17 protein-coding genes are annotated in these 17,938 nt (G+C 67.2%); 3 read left to right on the top strand and 14 right to left on the bottom strand.

All coding sequences use genetic code 11. From position 1 onward, the window contains the following. The first annotated feature begins 21 nt into the window (after positions 1-21). The gene (locus NX780_RS01705) at positions 22-975 is read left to right on the top strand and encodes an IS1595 family transposase (RefSeq protein ID WP_258826139.1); all 954 of its coding nucleotides are present in this window, start codon (positions 22-24) and stop codon (positions 973-975) included. A 54-nt stretch (positions 976-1,029) separates the two neighbouring features. Here the strand turns inward: NX780_RS01705 and NX780_RS01700 are convergent, their stop codons facing one another. The 14 genes from NX780_RS01700 to NX780_RS01635 all read right to left on the bottom strand — a co-directional run bounded on the left by NX780_RS01700 (position 1,030) and on the right by NX780_RS01635 (position 16,611). Next, positions 1,030-2,661 (bottom strand): PAS domain S-box protein, encoded by a 1,632-nt coding sequence (locus tag NX780_RS01700; protein WP_258826138.1) that lies wholly within the window; start codon positions 2,659-2,661, stop codon positions 1,030-1,032. A 103-nt stretch (positions 2,662-2,764) separates the two neighbouring features. Beyond that, positions 2,765-3,514 carry a flagellar brake protein gene (locus tag NX780_RS01695; RefSeq protein WP_258826137.1) on the bottom strand — a complete coding sequence of 250 codons (750 nt, stop codon included), beginning with the start codon at positions 3,512-3,514 and terminating at the stop codon, positions 2,765-2,767. Further along, positions 3,507-3,866 carry an EscU/YscU/HrcU family type III secretion system export apparatus switch protein gene (locus NX780_RS01690; RefSeq protein ID WP_258826136.1) on the bottom strand — a complete coding sequence of 120 codons (360 nt, stop codon included), beginning with the start codon at positions 3,864-3,866 and terminating at the stop codon, positions 3,507-3,509. The genes NX780_RS01695 and NX780_RS01690 overlap by 8 nt, the downstream gene beginning before the upstream one ends. Beyond that, entirely contained in the window at positions 3,863-5,002 is a 1,140-nt protein-coding gene (gene fliK / locus NX780_RS01685) for a flagellar hook-length control protein FliK (protein ID WP_258826135.1), read from the bottom strand. The genes NX780_RS01690 and fliK overlap by 4 nt, the downstream gene beginning before the upstream one ends. Before the next feature lie 26 nt (positions 5,003-5,028). Beyond that, the gene (locus tag NX780_RS01680; protein ID WP_258826134.1) at positions 5,029-5,358 is read right to left on the bottom strand and encodes a flagellar protein FliT; all 330 of its coding nucleotides are present in this window, start codon (positions 5,356-5,358) and stop codon (positions 5,029-5,031) included. 3 nt (positions 5,359-5,361) lie between these two features. Further along, positions 5,362-5,826 (bottom strand): flagellar export chaperone FliS, encoded by a 465-nt coding sequence (gene fliS, locus NX780_RS01675; RefSeq protein WP_258826133.1) that lies wholly within the window; start codon positions 5,824-5,826, stop codon positions 5,362-5,364. A 21-nt stretch (positions 5,827-5,847) separates the two neighbouring features. Next, positions 5,848-8,520 (bottom strand): flagellar filament capping protein FliD, encoded by a 2,673-nt coding sequence (fliD, locus tag NX780_RS25300; protein WP_258826132.1) that lies wholly within the window; start codon positions 8,518-8,520, stop codon positions 5,848-5,850. A gap of 156 nt (positions 8,521-8,676) precedes the next feature. Beyond that, positions 8,677-9,036, bottom strand: a complete 360-nt coding sequence (locus NX780_RS01665) for a flagellar protein FlaG (protein WP_258826131.1) — start codon at positions 9,034-9,036, stop codon at positions 8,677-8,679. A 75-nt stretch (positions 9,037-9,111) separates the two neighbouring features. Continuing rightward, positions 9,112-10,596 (bottom strand): flagellin N-terminal helical domain-containing protein, encoded by a 1,485-nt coding sequence (locus NX780_RS01660; RefSeq protein WP_258826130.1) that lies wholly within the window; start codon positions 10,594-10,596, stop codon positions 9,112-9,114. 321 nt (positions 10,597-10,917) lie between these two features. Next, complete coding sequence (gene fliB, locus NX780_RS01655; protein ID WP_258826129.1) at positions 10,918-12,144, bottom strand: flagellin lysine-N-methylase; 1,227 nt, start codon at positions 12,142-12,144, stop codon at positions 10,918-10,920. Positions 12,145-12,198: 54 nt separating this feature from the next. Beyond that, positions 12,199-13,773, bottom strand: coding sequence for a GGDEF domain-containing protein (locus NX780_RS01650; protein WP_258826128.1), 1,575 nt, complete (start codon positions 13,771-13,773; stop codon positions 12,199-12,201). A 131-nt stretch (positions 13,774-13,904) separates the two neighbouring features. Then, complete coding sequence (locus NX780_RS01645; RefSeq protein ID WP_258826127.1) at positions 13,905-14,558, bottom strand: response regulator; 654 nt, start codon at positions 14,556-14,558, stop codon at positions 13,905-13,907. After that, positions 14,555-16,006 (bottom strand): sensor histidine kinase, encoded by a 1,452-nt coding sequence (locus NX780_RS01640; protein ID WP_258826126.1) that lies wholly within the window; start codon positions 16,004-16,006, stop codon positions 14,555-14,557. The genes NX780_RS01645 and NX780_RS01640 overlap by 4 nt, the downstream gene beginning before the upstream one ends. Then, positions 16,003-16,611: a hypothetical protein gene (locus NX780_RS01635; protein WP_258826125.1), complete on the bottom strand. Its 609-nt coding sequence runs from the start codon at positions 16,609-16,611 to the stop codon at positions 16,003-16,005. Before NX780_RS01635 ends, NX780_RS01640 begins: the two co-directional genes overlap by 4 nt. Positions 16,612-16,670: 59 nt before the next feature. Here NX780_RS01635 and greB point away from each other — a divergent pair, with 59 nt between their 5' ends. Both greB and NX780_RS01625 read left to right on the top strand, forming a co-directional pair. After that, positions 16,671-17,240: a transcription elongation factor GreB gene (gene greB / locus NX780_RS01630; protein ID WP_258826124.1), complete on the top strand. Its 570-nt coding sequence runs from the start codon at positions 16,671-16,673 to the stop codon at positions 17,238-17,240. Positions 17,241-17,286: 46 nt separating this feature from the next. Next, positions 17,287-17,880 carry a biliverdin-producing heme oxygenase gene (locus tag NX780_RS01625; protein WP_258826123.1) on the top strand — a complete coding sequence of 198 codons (594 nt, stop codon included), beginning with the start codon at positions 17,287-17,289 and terminating at the stop codon, positions 17,878-17,880. Positions 17,881-17,938: the final 58 nt, after the last annotated feature.

The raw sequence follows: 17,938 nt of genomic DNA, 5'->3' as shown, positions 1-17,938 counted from the left end.
GTTAACTCATCCGGAGTGACGATGCAAAGCCTGAGCTTCGACGAATTGTTCGCCTGCCTGTCCGCAGCGCCACTGTCCAGCACCGATCTGGCCCGGCTGCGCGAGTGGGTCGACAGCATCCGCGACCCGGCCGAGTGCCTGGCGCTCATCGAAGCGGCCGCAACAGGCCGGCCATGTCCGCATTGTGCTTGCGCTCGCCTGCACCGGTCGGGCTTTGCCAGCGGCCTGCAGCGCTTTCGCTGCCTGGCTTGCCACCGTTCCTTCAATGCGCTGACCGGCACGCCACTGGCCCGGCTGCGCAAGCGCGAGTGCTGGCTGCCCTATATCCAGTGCTTGCTGGAATCGCGCACCGTGCGCGACGCGGCGCTCGCCACCGGCGTGCATCGCACCACCAGCTTTCGCTGGCGCCACCGGTTCGCGCCGGGCGCCGCGCGCCACCGTCCGGTTATCCTGTCGGCAATCGTCGAGGCCGACGAAACCTACCGGCTGGAATCGCAGAAGGGGTCGCGCAGCCTGACGCGCCCGCCGAGAAAGCGCGGTGGCCTTGCCCGTCGGCGCGGCATCAACCGCGAGCATGATTGCCTGCTGGTGGCGCGCGACCGCAGTGGTGCGACGCTGGATTTTCATACGGGACGGGGTCCCGTGACCGCGCCGCAACTACGCAGCTGCCTGCAACCGGTACTGCCCCACGACGGGCTGCTCATCAGCGATGGCGCCGCGGCCTATGTCCGGTTTGCCGCCGACGCCGGGATCACGCACGAGCCCGTCAATGTCCGGGCTGGGCGGCGCGCGCGCGGCGCGATCCACATCCAGAACGTGAATGGCTGGCACAGCCGCTTCAAGGGTTGGCTCGTGCGCTTCAAGGGTGTGGCCAGCCGCTACCTGGCGAACTATTCGGGATGGCGGCGATTACTGGACGCGCAAGCGTTGCGTACGCCAGCGCAGTGGCTGTGTACTGCGGTACGACAAGCTTAGTGAAGGTAGCTGCGAGAGCAGAATTAACGCGAACACAGCCAAAAAAATCGACATTCAGCCCGGACGCACCGTCCACTCGCCGCGCCGCCCGAAGGCATAGCGGTTCTTGCCCGCATTCTTGGCCGCGTACATCGCCGCATCGGCGCGCGCCAGCAGGGCGTCGACGCCTTCGCCCTGGGCGGCGATCGCCAGCCCGATGCTGGCGCCCAGGGGTGTGCGCCCGTCCAGCTGGGGGTAGGGCTGGGCGGCGGCGCCGAGGATGGCCGCGCACAGCGGCTCGGCCCCGTCCCCCGTCTCGAGCAGGACCACGAACTCGTCGCCGGCCAGGCGCGCCACCTGGCCCCGCTCCCGCACCGCCCCGGAGAGGCGCCGCCCGAACTCGATGAGCACCGCGTCGCCCGTCTCGTGGCCGCAGATGTCGTTGACCGCCTTGAAGCCGTCCAGGTCGATGAACAGCAGGGCCGGCGCGGCGCCAGGGAGCGCGAGGCTGCGCTGCAGGCGGTTCATGAACTCGTAGCGGTTGGGCAGGCCGGTGAGGAAGTCGTGGGTGGCGCGATAGTGCAGCTGGTCGGACATGCGGCGCTGCTTCGAGACGTCGCGGAGAAAAGCGTGGAAATAGGGTTCGCCGTCGAGCTGCACCACGCCCACCGTGAATTCGACCAGGATCTCGCTGCCGTCCTTGCGCAGCGCCGGCACCTCCACGCGCTTCCTGGCCTCGCGCGTGCCGGCGCGCAGGAAAGCCGCCACGCCGTCGAGGTGGGCCTGGCGCAGGCGCGCCGGCGCCAGCAGCTCGGCCATCGGCTGGCCGATGGCTTCCCCGGCGCTCCAGCCGAAGGTGGTTTCGGCCTGGCGGTTCCATTCGGTGATCGAGCCATGCCGGTCCATGCCGAGGAAGGCGTCGTTGGCGTGTTCGATGAGCAGGCGGATCTTCTGCTCCTGGCCGCGCAGGCGCGCCTCGTTGTCGATCTGCTCGGTGACGTCGCGCCCCGAGCAGAACATGGAGCCATTGGCCGCGATCCGGGTGCTCCATTCGATCCAGCGCCAGCCGCCATCCGCGTGGCGGACACGGTTGCGAAAGCCGCGCACCTGGCCGCCCCCGGCCATGCGTTCTACAGCCTCGCGCGTGCGCGCGAGGTCCTCGGGATGGAGCAGGTCGTAGAAGGGACGCGCCTTCAGGGCGGCGTCGTCCCAGCCGAGCAGCTCGTGCCAGGCGGGATTGACCTGGAGCAGGTAGCCCTCCGGACTGCTGATCGCCAGCAGGTCGGGTGACAGCGCGAACAGGGCGTCGCGTTCTTCCAGCGCGTGCTTCTGCGCCGTGATGTCGACCACCTGCACGATGAAGCAGTGGGGCGCGCCGTCCGCGCCGCGGCTGAGCGTGACGCTCAGCAGGCCCCAGACGACGGCGCCGCCCGGCTGGCAATAGCGCTTCTCGACCTGGAAGGACGCGATGTCGCCGGCCAGCATGCGCTCGGTCAGCGCCAGGTCCTGCGCCAGGTCGTCGGGGTGGGTGACGTCGTGGAAGGTCAGCTCGAGCAGCGCCTCGCGCCGGTAGCCGAGCATGGCGCACAGGGCCGCATTCACGTCCAGCCAGTGGCCCTGCAATCCGACCAGGGCCATGCCGACCGCCGACTGGGCGAAGGCGGCGGCGAAGTGCTCGGGCGAAGGGAAGCTGGTCGGCATCGGCATGGCATCGACATCGTCGTAAACGGAGTCGCGTAGTGTAGCCGAATTAACTTGCCGGCAAGCGCCAACCTTGCTACGTAGCAATACGTAGAGATCGACGGAAACGTCAGGCCAGGCCGGCCAGGCGCGCGTTGCGCTCGCGCTCGAGCTTGGTGATGTAGCGCTGCACGGCGGCATCGCCGCCGCGCGACATGTCGATGAACTGCAGGCCGATGCGGCGGCTGGTCTTGTTGTTCAGCATGGTCACGTCGAGCGAGTTGCGGATCTGCAGCGTCACCGTCACTGGCCCGATCTCGGGTAGCTCGATGCGGCAGTTCGGCAGGTTCTCGCCGATGACGGTGCTGAGCTGGTTCTTGTGGTCCATTACCGCGATGCCGCCGCAGCTGATGTCGTGCAGCGGGAAGACGGCGGTGCCCAGGCCCAGTTCGGCCGGCAGCGGCAGGATAGCGCGCACCGGGTTCGAAACCGGGGTCTCCATGCGGTAGTACTCGCGGCGCTGCAGGCGGATCAGGGTCGGCGGGATGTCCGCGCGCAGCGCGGCATTGCCCTCGAACAGGGTCGGGGCCAGCTCCTCGGCCGTGAACAGGATGCGGATCTTGTCGAGGTAGGTTTCGCAGCGCACCCGGCCGGCAGCCACGATGCGTTCGTTCTGCTCGCGGTCGATCGAGCGGTCCAGCACGACGGTATTGGTGTCGGGATCGACGTCGAGGATGGAGGTGACGCAGACGTCGGCCTCGCCCTTGACCAGCATGCGGATCAGCTGGTTCTTTTCGCCGATCTGGCGCAGCAGGGCAACGATCTCACGGCGCGACTCCACCTCGTAGTCGTGCCAGTTCTCCAGTTCCTGATTATTCATTGCTTGTATCGGCCTTGGCCGCATCTTCCAGGTTGAGGTGGGGCGTCGGATCGGGCGGGGGCGGCAGGGGCGCTCCCTGTTTTTGAGCCGACTCAATATGATATAGCCACGCCAACAGTTCCGCAATTGCGCGATACAGGGCGGGCGGAATCTCGCGGTCGAGGTCCACGCCCATCAGGAGCTGGACCAGTTCCTTCGATTCGTGCACGAAGACGCCGGCTTCCCTGGCCCTGCGCATGATCTGTTCGGCGACCAGGCCCTGGCCCTTGGCCACGACCTTCGGCGCCGGGTCGCCCTTGCCATAGGCGAGCGCGACGGCGCTCTGGCGCCGCTTGTCCTGGGGCGCGTTCACGGCTTGCCCTTGTCCGGTTCGCCCGTGCTGCGCACCTCGAATGCGGCCAGCGGCGTGCCGGCGGCGTCCAGCGCGCCGGCCAGGCTCGGCTGGTTGTGGCGCAGCAGGGCGGCGCTGTCCTCGCTGGCGGACACGCGCAGCTGCAGGGCGCCGCCGACCAGGGTCAGGCGCGCATCGACGTCGCCGAGGCCGGGGAAGGTCAGGCGCAGGCGGCTGTGCCAGGCGCGCGCCGCGGCTTCCTCGCCTTCGCCTTGTCCTTCCTGTTCCTCGTCCACTTCGCGCCGCACCTCGAGCTGCATCGGCTGGCCGGGCCACAGATTGCCCTGCCAGCTCAGGTGCGCCTGCTCCTGGGTGGCCAGCTGGAGGTTGATGAACTGGGCCGTGGCCGGGTCCGTCGGAAGCGGGCGCTGGCCTTCGCGCGCGGCCTGCTGCTGCGGTTCGGCGTTCAAATCCGCGAGCGCACGGGCGCCCTGGGCCCACTCGGCCACGTGCGATTCGTAGAACAGGCCGCTTTTGCCCACGGCCTGCTGCAGGCCCTGGGCGATGCTGGCGGCATCAAGGCTGGCCGCGGCCACGACGGGCGTGCGCCCGAGCGCCGCCGTCTGCGGCGTCTCGGCCTTGGCGGCGGCCGCCAGTACCCCGCCGATGGCCTGGCCGGTCCGGCTCAGGGTGGTGTGCCGGCTTTCCGCGCCGCCCGCCAGGCTGGCTGCGCCGGCTGCCGCGGCCTGCAGCAGGGCGGCGGCGCGGCCGACGCCGGCGGCCGTGGCGCCCTCGCGCATGAGGAGCGGCGCCTTGGCCGGATCGGCGCCCTCGGGCAGGGGCGGTCCGGCTTCGCTGAACACGGGCGTGCCGGTGCCGATCTGGAAGGTCGGGCGCGGCTGCACCGCGACCAGGGTCAGGGGCACGTCGGCGCCGACCCTGGCCCCGGGCGGGAGCAGCATGCGGGTGGGGATGTCGGCGACCTTGACGACGAAGCTGCCGTCGGTCAGTTTGGCGAGGACCTCGCCGTGCAGCGCCTTGCCCAGCTGGGGGGCAAGGGCGCGCTGGAGGGCTTGCTGGCGCGGATCGGCGAGCTGCTCGGCCGGACGGCCGGGCGTGATCGGGCCGACGGTGGAGACGAGCTCGCGCGGCAGCATGCTGTGCTACAGGAGGGCCGGGGCCCCTAGATACCGTAGGCGCGCGCGACGCGGCGTTCGGTCGAGGTGTTGCCGATCATGGCCGACAGCTTGGCCATCCATGGCGTGGTCAGGTCGCGGATCTGGCGGTCGGCGTCGAGCATGCGGCGGATCGCATCGACCTTCTTGACGCGCTGGGCGCCGGCCAGTGGCTGCGGCTCGCTTTCCTTCAGCTGGCGCACGTGCAGGGCGCACTGCTGCTCCAGCAGGGCCAGGCGGTCCCAGTCGTTGTCGTTGGCGGCGCGCAGCATCTGGTCAGTGATGACCGCCATGGTCTCGTAGGTGTCGACGATGTCGTCGCTGGTCATGTGCGGCATGGTTCAGGCACTCATCAGGGTCGGGGCGCGCAGCGGCGCGGTCGGGGCGGCGGCGGCCGGCGCGGCGGCCTGGCCGGCCTGCGGGTCGATCGCGTTCCAGGCGTCGCGCAGGTCGGTCAGCAGGGCATGGGCTTCGTCCAGGATCGCCGGGTCGTTTTCCAGGTTGGCCTTGAACAGGCGCGCGCTGATGTACTCGTACAGGGCGTCGAGGTTCTGGGCGATCTCGCCGCCCACCTTCTTGTCGAGGGCGGCGCGCAGGCCGTTGTCGACGATGTTGATGGCTTTCGAGATGGCGGCGCCCTTGGCGGCGACGTTCCCGGATTTCAGGTTGGCGGCGGCGTTCAGGATCGACACCAGGGCGCCGTCGTACAGCATGACGATCAGCTTGTGGGGCGAAGCCGCGCTCACGCCGGTTTCGAGACCGACCTTGGCATAGGCGTTGACGCCGCGTTGCATGGAACCAAACATATTCTTCTCCAAAAATATGGATTAACTATTGGCCGCCAGGGCGGCCAGTTGCTGCGTGAGGTAACTCGAGGTGGCCTGCATCGAAGCCAGCATCGAGTCGAGCGCGGTGAACTGCGCCCGGTAGCGTTTTTCGGTTTGCTCGAGGCGTTCGGTGAAGCGCACGCGCTCCTTGTCGACCGCCTTGATCGAGACGTTCAGGCCGTCGGCCTTGTTGGTGATCAGGCCTTCCTTGCCCAGGAAGCTGGTGGCCAGGTTGTTCAGCTGGTAGGCGTAGCCCTGGGTGAAGCTGATGGTGCCGCGCTCGCCGGCGACGCCGTCGGTCACGTCGATCTTCAGGCCCTCGGCCTTCGAGCCGGCGGCGGCGGTCAGGGTCTGGCCGCTGCCGGTGGCGGGCGCGCCGCCGATGGTGCCGGCCACGTCCTTGCCCTTGTTGAACACGGCGCCGGCGCCGAACACATCGTCCACCGAGCTGCCGGTCATGGGCTCGATCTTGAGGTTCGAGCCGCTGCCCCAGCGGGTCGAGGAAAGCGACAGCTTGCCGTCCTCGATCTTGGTCTCGACCGTGTCGCCGTTCTCGACGAAATTCGAGTTGCCGTTGATCGCCGCCCGGATCATCGAGGCCAGCTCCTCCGGCGTGTAGGTGCCGGCATTGAGCTTGACGGTCGCGGTGCGGCTGGCGGTCTCCGGGTCGGTCTGGTTCAGCGTCACCATCCAGCTGGTGTTGGGGGCGATGGTCGTGGTGGCGCCCAGCGCCGCGGTGCTGGTGACATTGCCCTTGCTCGCCATCTCGGTGATGCTCACCGCGTAGGTGCCCGGCTGGGTCTTGGAGGTCGAGGCGTTGAACTTGATGTTGGCGTCCGAGGCCTTGCCGACCGCCGCGAACAGGCCGGCGATCTCGCCGAAGTTCTCGGTCATCGCCTTGTTCAGCTTGCTCGAATCGACGGCCAGGCTGCCGTCCTTCTGGAAGGTGATGCCGACCTGGCTCAGGGTGTTCAGCTTGCCTTCACCGACCGCGTTGCCGAGCAGGCCGCGCAGCTGGGTCTGCACCGAGCGCACGGTCGAATCGCCCACCAGCGGGCCGCCCTTCTTGGTTTCGGGGTCGTAGCTGGTCAGGCTTTTCATGGTGCTGTTGAGCGTGTTGTAGGCCTTCACGAAAGCATCGACGCTGGTCTTGACCGCGTTGGTGTCCTTGGCGATCGTGACGTTGCTTTTGCCGGTCTGGCTCACGTCCAGGGTCACGCCCTGGATCGCACCGCTGATGTTGTTGGTGTCGCTGGTGACGGCCACGCCGTTCACGTCCAGCTTGGCGCTCTGTGCCGCGCTGGTCTGTTTCATGCCCTGGGCGCCGGCCGGGTCGTAGCCGAGCAGGGCCTGCAGCGCCGGGTCGGCCGTGGTGCCGTTTTCGCCGCTGAGGGTGATCTTCATCGACGACTTCTCGCCGGTCTTGGTCGAGGTCAGCACCAGGCGGTAGGGCGAGGCGCTGCCGTCCGAAACAATGCTGGCCTGCACGCCGATATTCGCCTTGTTGATGGCGTCGCGGATGCCCTGCAGGGACTGCTCGCCAGGTTCCAGCGTGACTACGCCACTGGCCTTGTCGCCGTCCTGGGCGAAGCTGGCGCCCAGGTAGCTGCCGTTGCTGCCGGCGGCGAGGCCGGCCAGGGACGGGTTGCTGCCGGCGACCGAGATCGCGCTGCCGTTGTTCGAGCTCAGGCTGATGCCGGCGGTGACGGTGGTCGTCATGCCGTTGTTGGCCGTGCCGCTGTTGTTCAGGCCACCGGTGACGCTGCCTTCGACGCTCTCGCTGACCGTGATGTTGGCGCCTTCGACCGAGAAGAACTGCAGGTCGCCGTTGGCGGCGGAACCGGTGAACGTGATGCCGGCCGCGGCCAGCGCCTGCGTGGTCGCATTGTTGCCGGTAAGGGCGTCGTCGATCGACGCCGCGCTCACGCTGCCGGCGGCGCCGGCGGCGATGCCGGCGGCCTGGGCGGCGATCTGGACACCGCCCACGGACAGCGAGTAGCTGGCGCCGGCAGTGGTGGTCACACCGCCGAAGCTGGCGCTTCCCGCGCCGCCGAACAGGGTCGCGCCCGTCGCGGTCTGCTGGGCGACGGCGGTGACGCCGGTGTCTTCGGTTTCCGCATTGATGGCCGCCGCCAGCGCCTGGGCGCTGCGGGTGGTGTTGCTGGTGGTGATCGCGGTGCCGTTGATGGTGAGCGAACCGTTGGCAATGCCCGTGGTCGCCACCGCGCCGGACAGGGCGCTGGCATCGACGCCATAGCGCCCGCCCGAGGTGGTGCCGAACTGGAAGGTGAGGGTGGTCTTGGCGCCACCGCCGATCGAGGACGTCATGCTGGCATAACCGGCGCTGTTGAGTGTCTGGGCCTGGGCCAGCTGGTTGACCGAGACCTTGTAGGTGCCGGCCGCCGCTTCCGCGGTGGCGCTGCCCTTGAGCACGTCGCTGTTCGAGACGCTTGCGCTCAGGGCCTTGAAGGTCGCGCTCGAGGTCAGCGAGGACAGCGAGCCCTGGAAGCTGCCCACGGCGCTGCTCAGCTTGCTCAGCGCGTCGAGCTTGGTCTGGAAGGCGGCGGTGCGCGCATCGTATTTGGTAAGCGGCGCAGACTCGGCCGCCATCAGTCTACTGACGAGGTCGTCTACATTGAGACCGGAACCGATGCCGGCTGAGGAAATGGCCACTTGTTTCTCCTACGAAAGTAGATAATGTAAGTCATTATCGACAGGAGCAAACGGGACTTGAGAGCAGGAATTACCTGCTTATTTGTGGCTTGGGAAATTCGTACAAGAAACACAACGCGCCCTCCGTAGGGGAGGGCGGCGTCGGCAAGCCGGGAATCAGGCTTTCTGGCTGATCAGGCGGCCCATCGCCTTGTCGAGCGACTTGGCGATCTCGAGCGCTTCGACCGAAGGAATCTGGCGCACCACTTCCTTCGTGCTCAGGTCGATGATCTTGACGACGGTCTGCTTGCTCTCGTCGTCGACCGAGAATTCCAGGCTCTGCGAGGAAGCGGGCAGGGACTGGTTGATCTTCTTGACCGCTTCGTCGAGTTCCTTGCGCGAAGGCTGCTGTGCTTCCTGGCCGGCACGGGTTTCCTCGGGCTGGCGCGCAGCGGGTGCGCGGGTGGCGATGCTGTCGGGTGCCGGCCGTTCGTCGAGCTTCGGCGTGGCGGGCGCACCAAAAGGCTGGATGTTCATCGTGGGACCCCAAAGTGAAAAACCCCGGCTGATCGAAATCAGCCGGGGAGCTTACAGCGCTAGGTTGTCAGCGGATTAGCCACGCAGCAGGGACAGCACGCCGTTCGGCAGCGAGTTGGCCTGGGCCAGCATCGCGGTACCGGCTTGCTGCAGGATCTGGCCGCGGGTCATGTTTGCGGTTTCAGCTGCGAAGTCGGTGTCGACGATACGGCTCTTCGATGCCGACAGGTTCTCGGTGCTCGACTGCAGGCTCGAGATGGCCGACGAGAAGCGCGATTGCAGTGCACCGAATTCGGCGCGCTTGGTGTTCACGGTGCCCAGTGCGGCATCGGCAATCTTGATGGCTTGCTGTGCGCCGGCGAAGGTGCTGATGTCCAGCGAAGCAACCGACTTCAGTTCCGAGCCCTTGCCGTTGACAGCGAGGCCCGATGCGTTTGCAGCGTCGACCATCGCGAAGCTGCCTTCCGAATCGAAGGTGACGTGGCCGTTGGCGACAATCCGGTCGTTGGCAGTGCTCATGCTTACCGCGGTACCAACCAGTTCGCCCTGGGTGGTGGTAGTGTCGGTCTTGTAGTTCGACACGTCCAGCTTGGTGTTGCCGCCGGTCTTGACGTTCTTCAGGTCGATGTTTTCGCCGCTGGCATGGGTCAGCTTGATGCCTTTGCTCTTGGAATCGTACTCGGCGGTCACGCCAGTTTCGGCCGAACGGGCATTGAAGGCTGCGATACCGGCTTGCATGTCGGTAGCCGAGGTGCCGGTGCCGGTCGTGAAGGAGATCTTCACGGCGGTGCCATTGTCGCCTTTCAGTTCCAGGCTGTAGCTTTCGTTGGTGGCCAGGCTCAGGTTGGTCTGGGTCTGCGCGCTGGCGCTGACGCCAGTGGTGCCCGAGTTCTGGTTCGTCGAGGCGGCAATCGCCTTGGCACTGGTGCCGCTGACGGTCGCGCTGCCACGCGAGCCATTGATGGTGATAGCGGCGCCCGACGCCAGGTTCGAAGTGGCGCCCGCCGTGCTCAGAGCGACTTGTGCCGCATCGACTGCCACCTGATTGTTGCCGTAGGCGCTGGTGGTGAAGTTCGAGCCCGACATCGAGATCAGTTCGTTCGCGTTGGCGCCGACCTGGAAGTTCGAGGTGCCGCCGGTGCCGTCCAGCAGTTGCTGGCCGTTGAACGAGGTGGTGTTGGCGATGCGGTTCAGTTCCGAGGTCAGCTGGGTGACTTCGGTCTGCAGTGCCTTGCGGTCGCCGGCCGAGTTCGAGGCGTTCGAGGACTGGACTGCCAGTTCGCGGATACGCTGCAGGATGTCGCCCGAGTTAGCCAGAGCGCCTTCTGCGGTTTGGGCCATCGAGACGCCGTCGTTGGCGTTACGGGAAGCTTGGTTCATCCCGCGGATTTGCGAATTCATGCGGTCCGAAATCGCCAGGCCGGCTGCATCGTCCTTGGCGCTGTTGATGCGCAGACCCGAGGACAGACGCTGCAGGGAAGTGGTCAGCGAGGTCTGCGACGAGGTCAGGTTACGTTGCGAGTTGAGCGAAGCGATGTTGGTGTTGATGACGGATGCCATGGTAATTCTCCAGACTTACTACTTTATGGGGCGGGCGACTGTACCCTGTTCACTTTGGTGCGCCACGCTGTTCCGTGACGATCACACCGCTGTTGATGCTGGTAACGGAGTGCCCCGTAAAAGCTTTATGGTGGGCAACGAAAATAAATCGCGAAAGTTTTGCTCAAGTTTGCCGACGCGGCGCGTCTAGACGACGGGGTTTGGGGGAACTTTAGGGCCAAAAAAAATTTATTTTTTCTTCGGAAAAGGCCTCAAGCGAGTGGCGCGGGCATAAAAAAACGCGGCCGGAGCCGCGTTTCGATGCCATCCTGCCAAGGAAAATCAATGGCGCAGGAAGCCGTAGAGCTTGTCCAGGCTGTCCCAGCCCTCGCTGCGCAAGGCCTCGCTGGCGCGCCGGGCGAACTTCGGGTCGTGGCGGAAGCGCCGGCAGAAGACCTGCACGGTCTCGACCAGCGTGTCGGGATCGGGCAGGGGACCCTCAGGGACGCAACGGGCCGCCAGCATCAGGCGCAGCAGGCCATAGCGCGACACCAGCTGCAGGTAGCTCTCGTAGGCGTCGCGGGCGTCGAAGGGGAAGACGTGCAGGAACATCTCGTTCAGGAGGTAGTGTTCCAGCAGGTGGGGCGCCGCCGCCAGGGCCTGCGGCAGGCGCTGCACGCCGCGCGTGTAGGCGGCGACCAGGTCGTCGATCGCCGTGACCCCGGTCTCCGGGTCGGCGCCGAGGTTGCCTGCCACCGCGTCGATCACGGCGCGCTGGCGCGCGGTGCGGCCGGGCGCCTCCTTTTCGCTCCATAGCGTGGCGAAGACGATGGCCTGGGCCGCATGGTTCGGCTGCAGCTGGCCCAGGGCGTCCAGCATGGCCCCGCTTTCGACCAGGCGCGCGAATTCATCCATCAGCGGCGCGATACCGGCTGGGCCGGTCTTGCTCAATTGTTCACAGAAGACTCCCAGCATGGCCAGGCGTTGCCACAGTTCGATTCCCTCGGCGCGCATCAGCTGCAGGCAGAAGATGCGCACGTCGCGCAGCAGTTCGCTGCCTGCCTGTCCCGAGGCCTGCACACTGCCGAGTTCGCCGCTGCGGACGGTGATCCTGTCCTCGATGAAGTCGAAGGCGTCGGGCGCCAGCAGGGCCTGGCGCGCCGCTTCGGGGCAGGACAGCTGCAGGGCCTGCTGGACCTGGCCGCCGAGGCTGGTGGCGATGCGGGGATAGGTAAAGCAGGTGTTCGACAGGTGGCTCTCATCCATGTGCTTCTGCACGCCGCACAGGCCGCCCTGCATCAGGGGGCAGGCGATGTCGCCGGCGGTCATCTCGATGCGGCCGTAGTTCAGGTCGCTGCCCTGGCTGCGCTGGCGGCGCAGGCTGGTGTCGAAGATGTCCTTCAGCTCCGGGTGCCGGCTCTGGCGATAGGCGGTGAAGGTTTTCTTGTCGAGGGTAACCGACCAGCCGGTGCAGCAGGTATCCGGGCAGGCCGAACCGCTGCAGCGGAAACGGCTGACGTAGCGCGGCAGCAGGGCGGGATAGGTGCGGGTCGGATGCAGGATGGCCATGGTGCGGGCGAGGAAGAGGAGAATGCGGCCAGTCTACCTTCCCCCCGTCCGGCATCAATCGGCGATCACCACCCGATTCTTGCCGCTATTCTTGGCTTGGTACATGGCGCGGTCGGCGCGCGCGGTTAGGCTGGCCTGGTCCTCGTTCGGGTGGCGCAGCGCGACGCCACAGGAGAAGGTGATCAGCATCTTCTCGTTGTCGTGCAAGAAGAAGTGGCGGGTCAGCTCGCGCTGCACGCGCACCATGGCGGCCGCGGCCGCTTCGACCGTGGTCTCAGGCAGCAGGATGAGGAATTCCTCGCCGCCGAAGCGGGCGATCACATCCATCGAGCGCAGGGTGTCGCGCACCACTTTGACCAGGTGTTTCAGGGCGCCGTCGCCGGCCAGGTGGCCGTAGGTGTCGTTGAGCTTCTTGAAATTGTCGAGGTCGAGCATGGCCACGCACAGGGGCATGTTGCGGCGGTCGGCGCGCGCGCTCTCGCGCTCGAACACATCGTCCAGGCCGCGGCGGTTCAGGCTGCCGGTCAGCTGGTCTTCGCGCACCAGCTCGCTCATATGCTGGAGTTCGGATTCCAGGACACGGATGCGCTCCTCGGCTTCCTGCACTTCCTGGTGCACCTGCACCATCCGGTCGCGCGAGGCCAGGGCCTCGTCCTGGGCCGCGCGCATCTCGCGCAGCACTTCTTCCATCACCTCGTTCAGCTCGCCGATATTCGCCGCGCGGCCGATGCGCTCGGCGTAGCCGGCCAGCTTCGCGTGGTGGTCGCCCGTCGACGCCGCCACCGAGCCGAGCCGGTCGATGAAGGTCATCATCATGTTCTTCATGGTGGCGCGCACGTCGGAGATGCTGTGGCGCAGCTGGCCCTGCTTGAGGATGACGTCCTTCAGGCTGCGGGTCGCGTCTTCCAGCGCGCGCGCGTCCAGGGGGCCGGCGATCAGGTCCTGCACGGCGGCGATCTGGCCGCGCATCCAGCTGTCGTCGTCGAGCAGCTCGGTGACGTTGTCGAGCAGCAGGCGGAACAGGCGCAGCAGCAGTTCCTGCTCCTCGGCCGAGTCGCCGCTGCGCAGTTCGATCTGGTAGCACAGCTGCTTCAGGCGGCTGGACAGTTCAGCCATGTCGGCTTCGCCGCGCGCGACCTTGACGGCGGCGCCCAGCGATTCGGCTTCCGCCACCTGCTGCGGGTCGCCGGCCAGTAAAGTGGCCAGGGCATAGACCAGGGTGCGCCCCAGCATTTCGCGCAGGTGGCGCGCATCGGGATCCTCGTCGCCCAGCGCCATCACCGGGGTGTTGCGGCGCAGGTGGCGCTCGGCAACCTGGCTCAGGACCTGGGCATAGCCGGTCCAGTCCTCGGTCTTTGCCGCGCGCAGCAGGCGGCGGCCGTATTCGGACACCTCGCCCGGCGTGTCGGCCAGCTTGCGGGCGAAGGTGGAGAGCACTTCCGCGGCGCCACTTCCTGCCGGGGGCGCCGGTGCGACCGGCGGGATGCCGGCGATCTCGTCGTAGATGGCCCGGTAGGCGTCCGGCGTCGGCGCGATGCGCCGCGTCGCCAGGCGACGGAAGGCTTCGCGGGCGATGTCAGCGGGATTCAACTTCGGGTTGACGGACGACGGGGACGACGTGATGGACATGACTGTAATGACGCGAATGGCGGGCTGTCGACATGATAAGCAGCTTTCTTGCCAACCATCAATTAAAAAACGGTAACAAAATCCCCTTATCCCGCTTTACAACACACCATCCGTGGTGGAAACGTGCTTTTTCAGCCGACCAACTGGTTGCGAATGGCGTAATGCGTCAGTTCCGCGCTGTTCTTCAGCTTCATTTTCACCAGCAGCCGCGCCCGGTACTCGCTCACCGTCTTGACCGACAGCGACAGCTCGCGCGCGATGTCGCTGACCGACATGCCGGAGGCGATCATGGTCAAGGTCTGGTACTCGCGGTCCGAGAGGGTTTCGTGCAGCGGCGCCTCGTGGTCCTCCCCGATCTGGGCGGCCAGGGTCTGGGCCAGGGCGGCGCTGACGTATTTCTGGCCCGCCGCCACCTGGCGGATCGCCGTGACCAGTTCCTTCGGCGCGCTCTGCTTGGTCATGTAGCCGGCCGCGCCCGCTTTCAGCGAGCGGATCGCGTACTGGTCTTCGCGGTGCATGGACAGCATCAGCACGGCCAGTTCCGGCTTGTCCTTGCGTACCTGCTTGAGCACCTCGATGCCGTTGCGGTCGGGCAGGGAGATGTCGAGCAGCATCACGTGCGGCCTGGCCTTGCCGACCAGCTTGACGGCGTCCAGCCCGGTCTCGGCTTCGCCGGCCACGATGATGTCGCGCTGCTCGGCCAGGATCTGCTTCAGGCCTTCGCGGACGATGGCATGGTCGTCGGCGATGAACACGCGGATAGTTGCTGTTGCTTTGTCACTCATTCTTCTTTTGCAATGGCGCTGGCCAGCCTGATCTTGATAGTCACCATCGTGCCACCTCCAGGCGATTGCGACAAGGCCAGCGTGCCGCCCAGGGCCTTGGCGCGCTCGCTCATGCCACGCAGGCCGAAGGAGTGGGGCTTGAGGCGGTCGGCCGCCTGGATGCCGCGGCCATTGTCGCAAATGCTGAGTGTCAGGTGGGCGCGCTGGCGCCGCAGGCTCACCGTCACCCGGGTGGCGCCGGCATGCTTGGCGATATTGGTGAGTGCTTCCTGGAAGATGCGGAACAGCGCCGCCGTGTGGTCGTCGTCCAGGTTGACGTCTTCATTCGGGCCGCGGAACACGCAGGCGATCCCCATCTGCTTCTCGAACTCGCGCGCCTGCCATTCCAGCGCCGCGACGATGCCGAGATCGAGCATGGTGGGGCGCAGGTCGAGCGAGATGCGGTGCACCGCCTCGATGGTGCGGTCGACCAGGTCGTCGAGGTAGTTCGCCTTTTCCAGCAGCTGGGGCTGGTCGTCCGGCAACCGCGCCGCCAGCATGGACAATGCCATCTTGATGGCGGTGAGGTTGCCGCCCAGGTCGTCGTGGATCTCGCGCGCGATACGGGTGCGCTCCTGTTCCTTGACCTGCTCGATGTGCTCGGTGAGCTCGGCCAGGCGGGCGCGCGAACGGACGACCTCCTGCTGCTCCAGCTTGCTGGCCGTGATATTGCTCATGATGCCATCCCATTGCACCGCGCCGTCTTCGAGCAGGTGGGGCGTGGCGCGCAGGTTGATCCACTTGACGTCCTTCCAGGCGTCGATCCAGATCCGGCCTTCCCAGTTCCAGCTGGAGAGGTTGTCGCGCGAGGCGCGCATGCAGTCCAGGTAGCCCTTGCGGTCCTCGGGCAGGATCAGGCCCTCGAACAGGGTGGCATCGTGCTGCAGTTCCAGGCTCGACAGGCCGAGCAGGGCCGAGCAGCCATCGCTCAGCCAGGGGAAGGCCATGCGCCCGTCCGGATAGAGCAGGAACTGGTAGACCAGGCCCGGTGTGTTGCGGACCACCGCGTCGAAGCGCGCCTGCGACTGGACCAGCGCCAGGGCGGCGGCGTCCTGCAGGGTGAGGTCGTCGGCGATCGCCAGCAGCAGGGCATGACCGTCGCGCACGATGCGCAGGAAGGTCAGCTTGACCGGATAGCGGCTGCCGTCCAGGCGCTGCAGCTGGGCGCGGATACCCACCTGGGCGCCGATTTCCTCGCCCAGGCTTCCCAGGAGCTGCGCCAGTTCGGCGCGCTTGATCCCTGGTGCGATGGCGTAGAAATCGCGCGCCTGGAGCGCGGACGCATCCATCTGCAGGTTCAGGCGCGCCGCCTGGTTGGCGTCGACCACGGCCAGGGTCGCGGCATCCAGCAGGTAGATTTCGGAGGCGGCGCCCTGCATTTCGGCGGCCAGGGTGGGGGAAGGACTCATGGACGTTCGGAATCAAGCTGTTCCTGGCGGCGCATGTGCCGGCGCGCCCGGAAGCGGGTGGTGAAGCGGCGCAGCACGCGCGCCAGGTGGCTGGGCTGGCGGCCGGCGCGGCGCAGCAGCCGGCGGCCATTGCGGCGGATCGCGGCGACCGCGGCGCGGGTGCTGCGCCAGAAGCGGCTGGCGCGCAGCAAGCCCAGCCAGCGGTCGCGCAGCGCCAGGAAGCCGCCGTGGCAGCGCGCGAACCAGCCCAGGGTGAGCAGGGTCGGCAGGGTCAGCACGTAGATGCGCGCCACCACCACCGCGCCGCCCAGTTTGGCGGCAACAAACGCGGCGACGCCGGACAGGGCGTGGCCGTGGGCGATGGCAAGCAGGGCCAGCAGTTTGACGGGAAACAGCAGCAGCCCCGGCAGCACGAAGGCCGACAGGGCGGCCCAGGGCGGCAGGACGCGGATCCGGCTTTCCAGCCAGCGTAGCGGACCCCAGCGTGCCATGGCGGCGGCGATCCGGCTGCCGGTTTCCCAGAACCAGGCCTCGGCGAGCAGGACCAGCGCCGCCAGGTGGACCAGGGGCGCGAGCAGGCGGGGGCGCTGGTGGGCTCGTCTCATGCTGCGCATGATACGGCAAGCATGGGCGGAAGGGCGCCAGTTGCCGTTAGAATAAGGCCATGAACAAGGCATTCGTAAAAGAGAGCGACAACGATGACGACGACGCGGACGCGTCGGCGCTGGCCCAGGCCATTCCCGCCGGGGCCAAGAACTACATCACCCCGGCCGGCTACAAGGCCATCAAGGACGAGCTGCTGCAGCTGATCGACGTCGAGCGGCCCGAGGTGGTCAAGGTCGTGCACTGGGCGGCCTCGAACGGCGACCGCTCGGAAAACGGCGACTACATCTACGGCAAGCGCCGGCTGCGCGAGATCGACCGCCGCATCCGCTTCCTCACCAAGCGCATGGATTCGGCCTTCGTGGTCGATCCGAGTGTGCACTATGGCAACGACCAGGTCTTCTTCGGCGCCACCGTCAGCTACCTGAACAAGGCGGGCGAGGAGCACACCGTCACCATCGTCGGCGTCGACGAGCTCGACCCGCTCAAGGGCAAGATCAGCTGGGTCTCGCCGGTGGCGCGCGCCCTGACCAAGGGGCGCGAAGGCGATGTCGTCACGCTGCAGACGCCGCTCGGCGTCGACGAGCTGGAGATTCTTTCCGTCGACTATCCGGAACCCGTCACCGACTGAAGCGGCCGGCTGGTAAGATAGGCGATTCGCCGCTTACCACGCACTCATGAACCGTCCCATCGACTCCGCGCGCGACACCGATGTGTTGGCCGCGCTGCGGACCGCGACTGCCTCGCGGCACGAGCGGCTCGACAGCGGCCTGCCGCTGTCCGCACCCGATCCCTCCCTCGACGACTACGCCGCCCACCTGCGCATGGTGCGCGACTGGCTCGCGCCGCTGGAAAGCTGGCTGGCCGGCTTCGCCGACGGACCGCAGGTAGAGCCCGCGTTGCCGCCCCTGGGGCGCCTGGCGCTGATCCAGGCCGACCTGGCCGAGCCGGGCATGCCGGAGGTCCCGCCGATGCGGCCGGGAGCCGCCTGGCCGCCGGACGCCAGCCCCGCATGGCGCTGGGGCGTCGCCTATGTGATCGAAGGCTCGCAACTGGGCGGCGCCGTGCTGTATAAAAGTCTGGCGGCGCGCTTCTCTCCGCACCCGCTGCGCTACCTGCGCGGCGAGGAGGGCGGGCCGGGGCCGCGCTGGCGCGTTTTTCTGGGAGCCTTGCGCACGCAGGTCGACACCCCGGAAGCGATCGCGGACGCCTGCTCGGGCGCCTGCGCCGCCTTCGACGCCATCCTCGCGCTGGCGCCGCTGAAAAAATAGTGGTGAAAAATCCGGAAGCCGTGTCGAATCCGCGCCATCCGGATCGTCGTACTGTCAA

Origin of the sequence: Massilia agri, assembly GCF_024753255.1 — a bacterium.
Lineage (GTDB): Bacteria > Pseudomonadota > Gammaproteobacteria > Burkholderiales > Burkholderiaceae_D > Telluria > Telluria agri.
Note: the sequence above shows the minus strand (reverse complement) of the source record. Positions and strands in the feature narration are given on the sequence as shown.

What these genes read in the sequence shown, in the direction of transcription:
- NX780_RS01705 (WP_258826139.1), top strand. Translation starts at nt 22, where the DNA reads ATGCAAAGCCTGAGCTTCGACGAATTGTTCGCCTGCCTGTCCGCAGCG.
- NX780_RS01700 (WP_258826138.1), bottom strand. Translation starts at nt 2,661, where the DNA reads ATGCCGATGCCGACCAGCTTCCCTTCGCCCGAGCACTTCGCCGCCGCC.
- NX780_RS01695 (WP_258826137.1), bottom strand. Translation starts at nt 3,514, where the DNA reads ATGAATAATCAGGAACTGGAGAACTGGCACGACTACGAGGTGGAGTCG.
- fliK (WP_258826135.1), bottom strand. Translation starts at nt 5,002, where the DNA reads ATGCTGCCGCGCGAGCTCGTCTCCACCGTCGGCCCGATCACGCCCGGC.
- NX780_RS01680 (WP_258826134.1), bottom strand. Translation starts at nt 5,358, where the DNA reads ATGCCGCACATGACCAGCGACGACATCGTCGACACCTACGAGACCATG.
- fliS (WP_258826133.1), bottom strand. Translation starts at nt 5,826, where the DNA reads ATGTTTGGTTCCATGCAACGCGGCGTCAACGCCTATGCCAAGGTCGGT.
- NX780_RS01665 (WP_258826131.1), bottom strand. Translation starts at nt 9,036, where the DNA reads ATGAACATCCAGCCTTTTGGTGCGCCCGCCACGCCGAAGCTCGACGAA.
- NX780_RS01660 (WP_258826130.1), bottom strand. Translation starts at nt 10,596, where the DNA reads ATGGCATCCGTCATCAACACCAACATCGCTTCGCTCAACTCGCAACGT.
- fliB (WP_258826129.1), bottom strand. Translation starts at nt 12,144, where the DNA reads ATGGCCATCCTGCATCCGACCCGCACCTATCCCGCCCTGCTGCCGCGC.
- NX780_RS01650 (WP_258826128.1), bottom strand. Translation starts at nt 13,773, where the DNA reads ATGTCCATCACGTCGTCCCCGTCGTCCGTCAACCCGAAGTTGAATCCC.
- NX780_RS01645 (WP_258826127.1), bottom strand. Translation starts at nt 14,558, where the DNA reads ATGAGTGACAAAGCAACAGCAACTATCCGCGTGTTCATCGCCGACGAC.
- NX780_RS01640 (WP_258826126.1), bottom strand. Translation starts at nt 16,006, where the DNA reads ATGAGTCCTTCCCCCACCCTGGCCGCCGAAATGCAGGGCGCCGCCTCC.
- NX780_RS01635 (WP_258826125.1), bottom strand. Translation starts at nt 16,611, where the DNA reads ATGAGACGAGCCCACCAGCGCCCCCGCCTGCTCGCGCCCCTGGTCCAC.
- greB (WP_258826124.1), top strand. Translation starts at nt 16,671, where the DNA reads ATGAACAAGGCATTCGTAAAAGAGAGCGACAACGATGACGACGACGCG.
- NX780_RS01625 (WP_258826123.1), top strand. Translation starts at nt 17,287, where the DNA reads ATGAACCGTCCCATCGACTCCGCGCGCGACACCGATGTGTTGGCCGCG.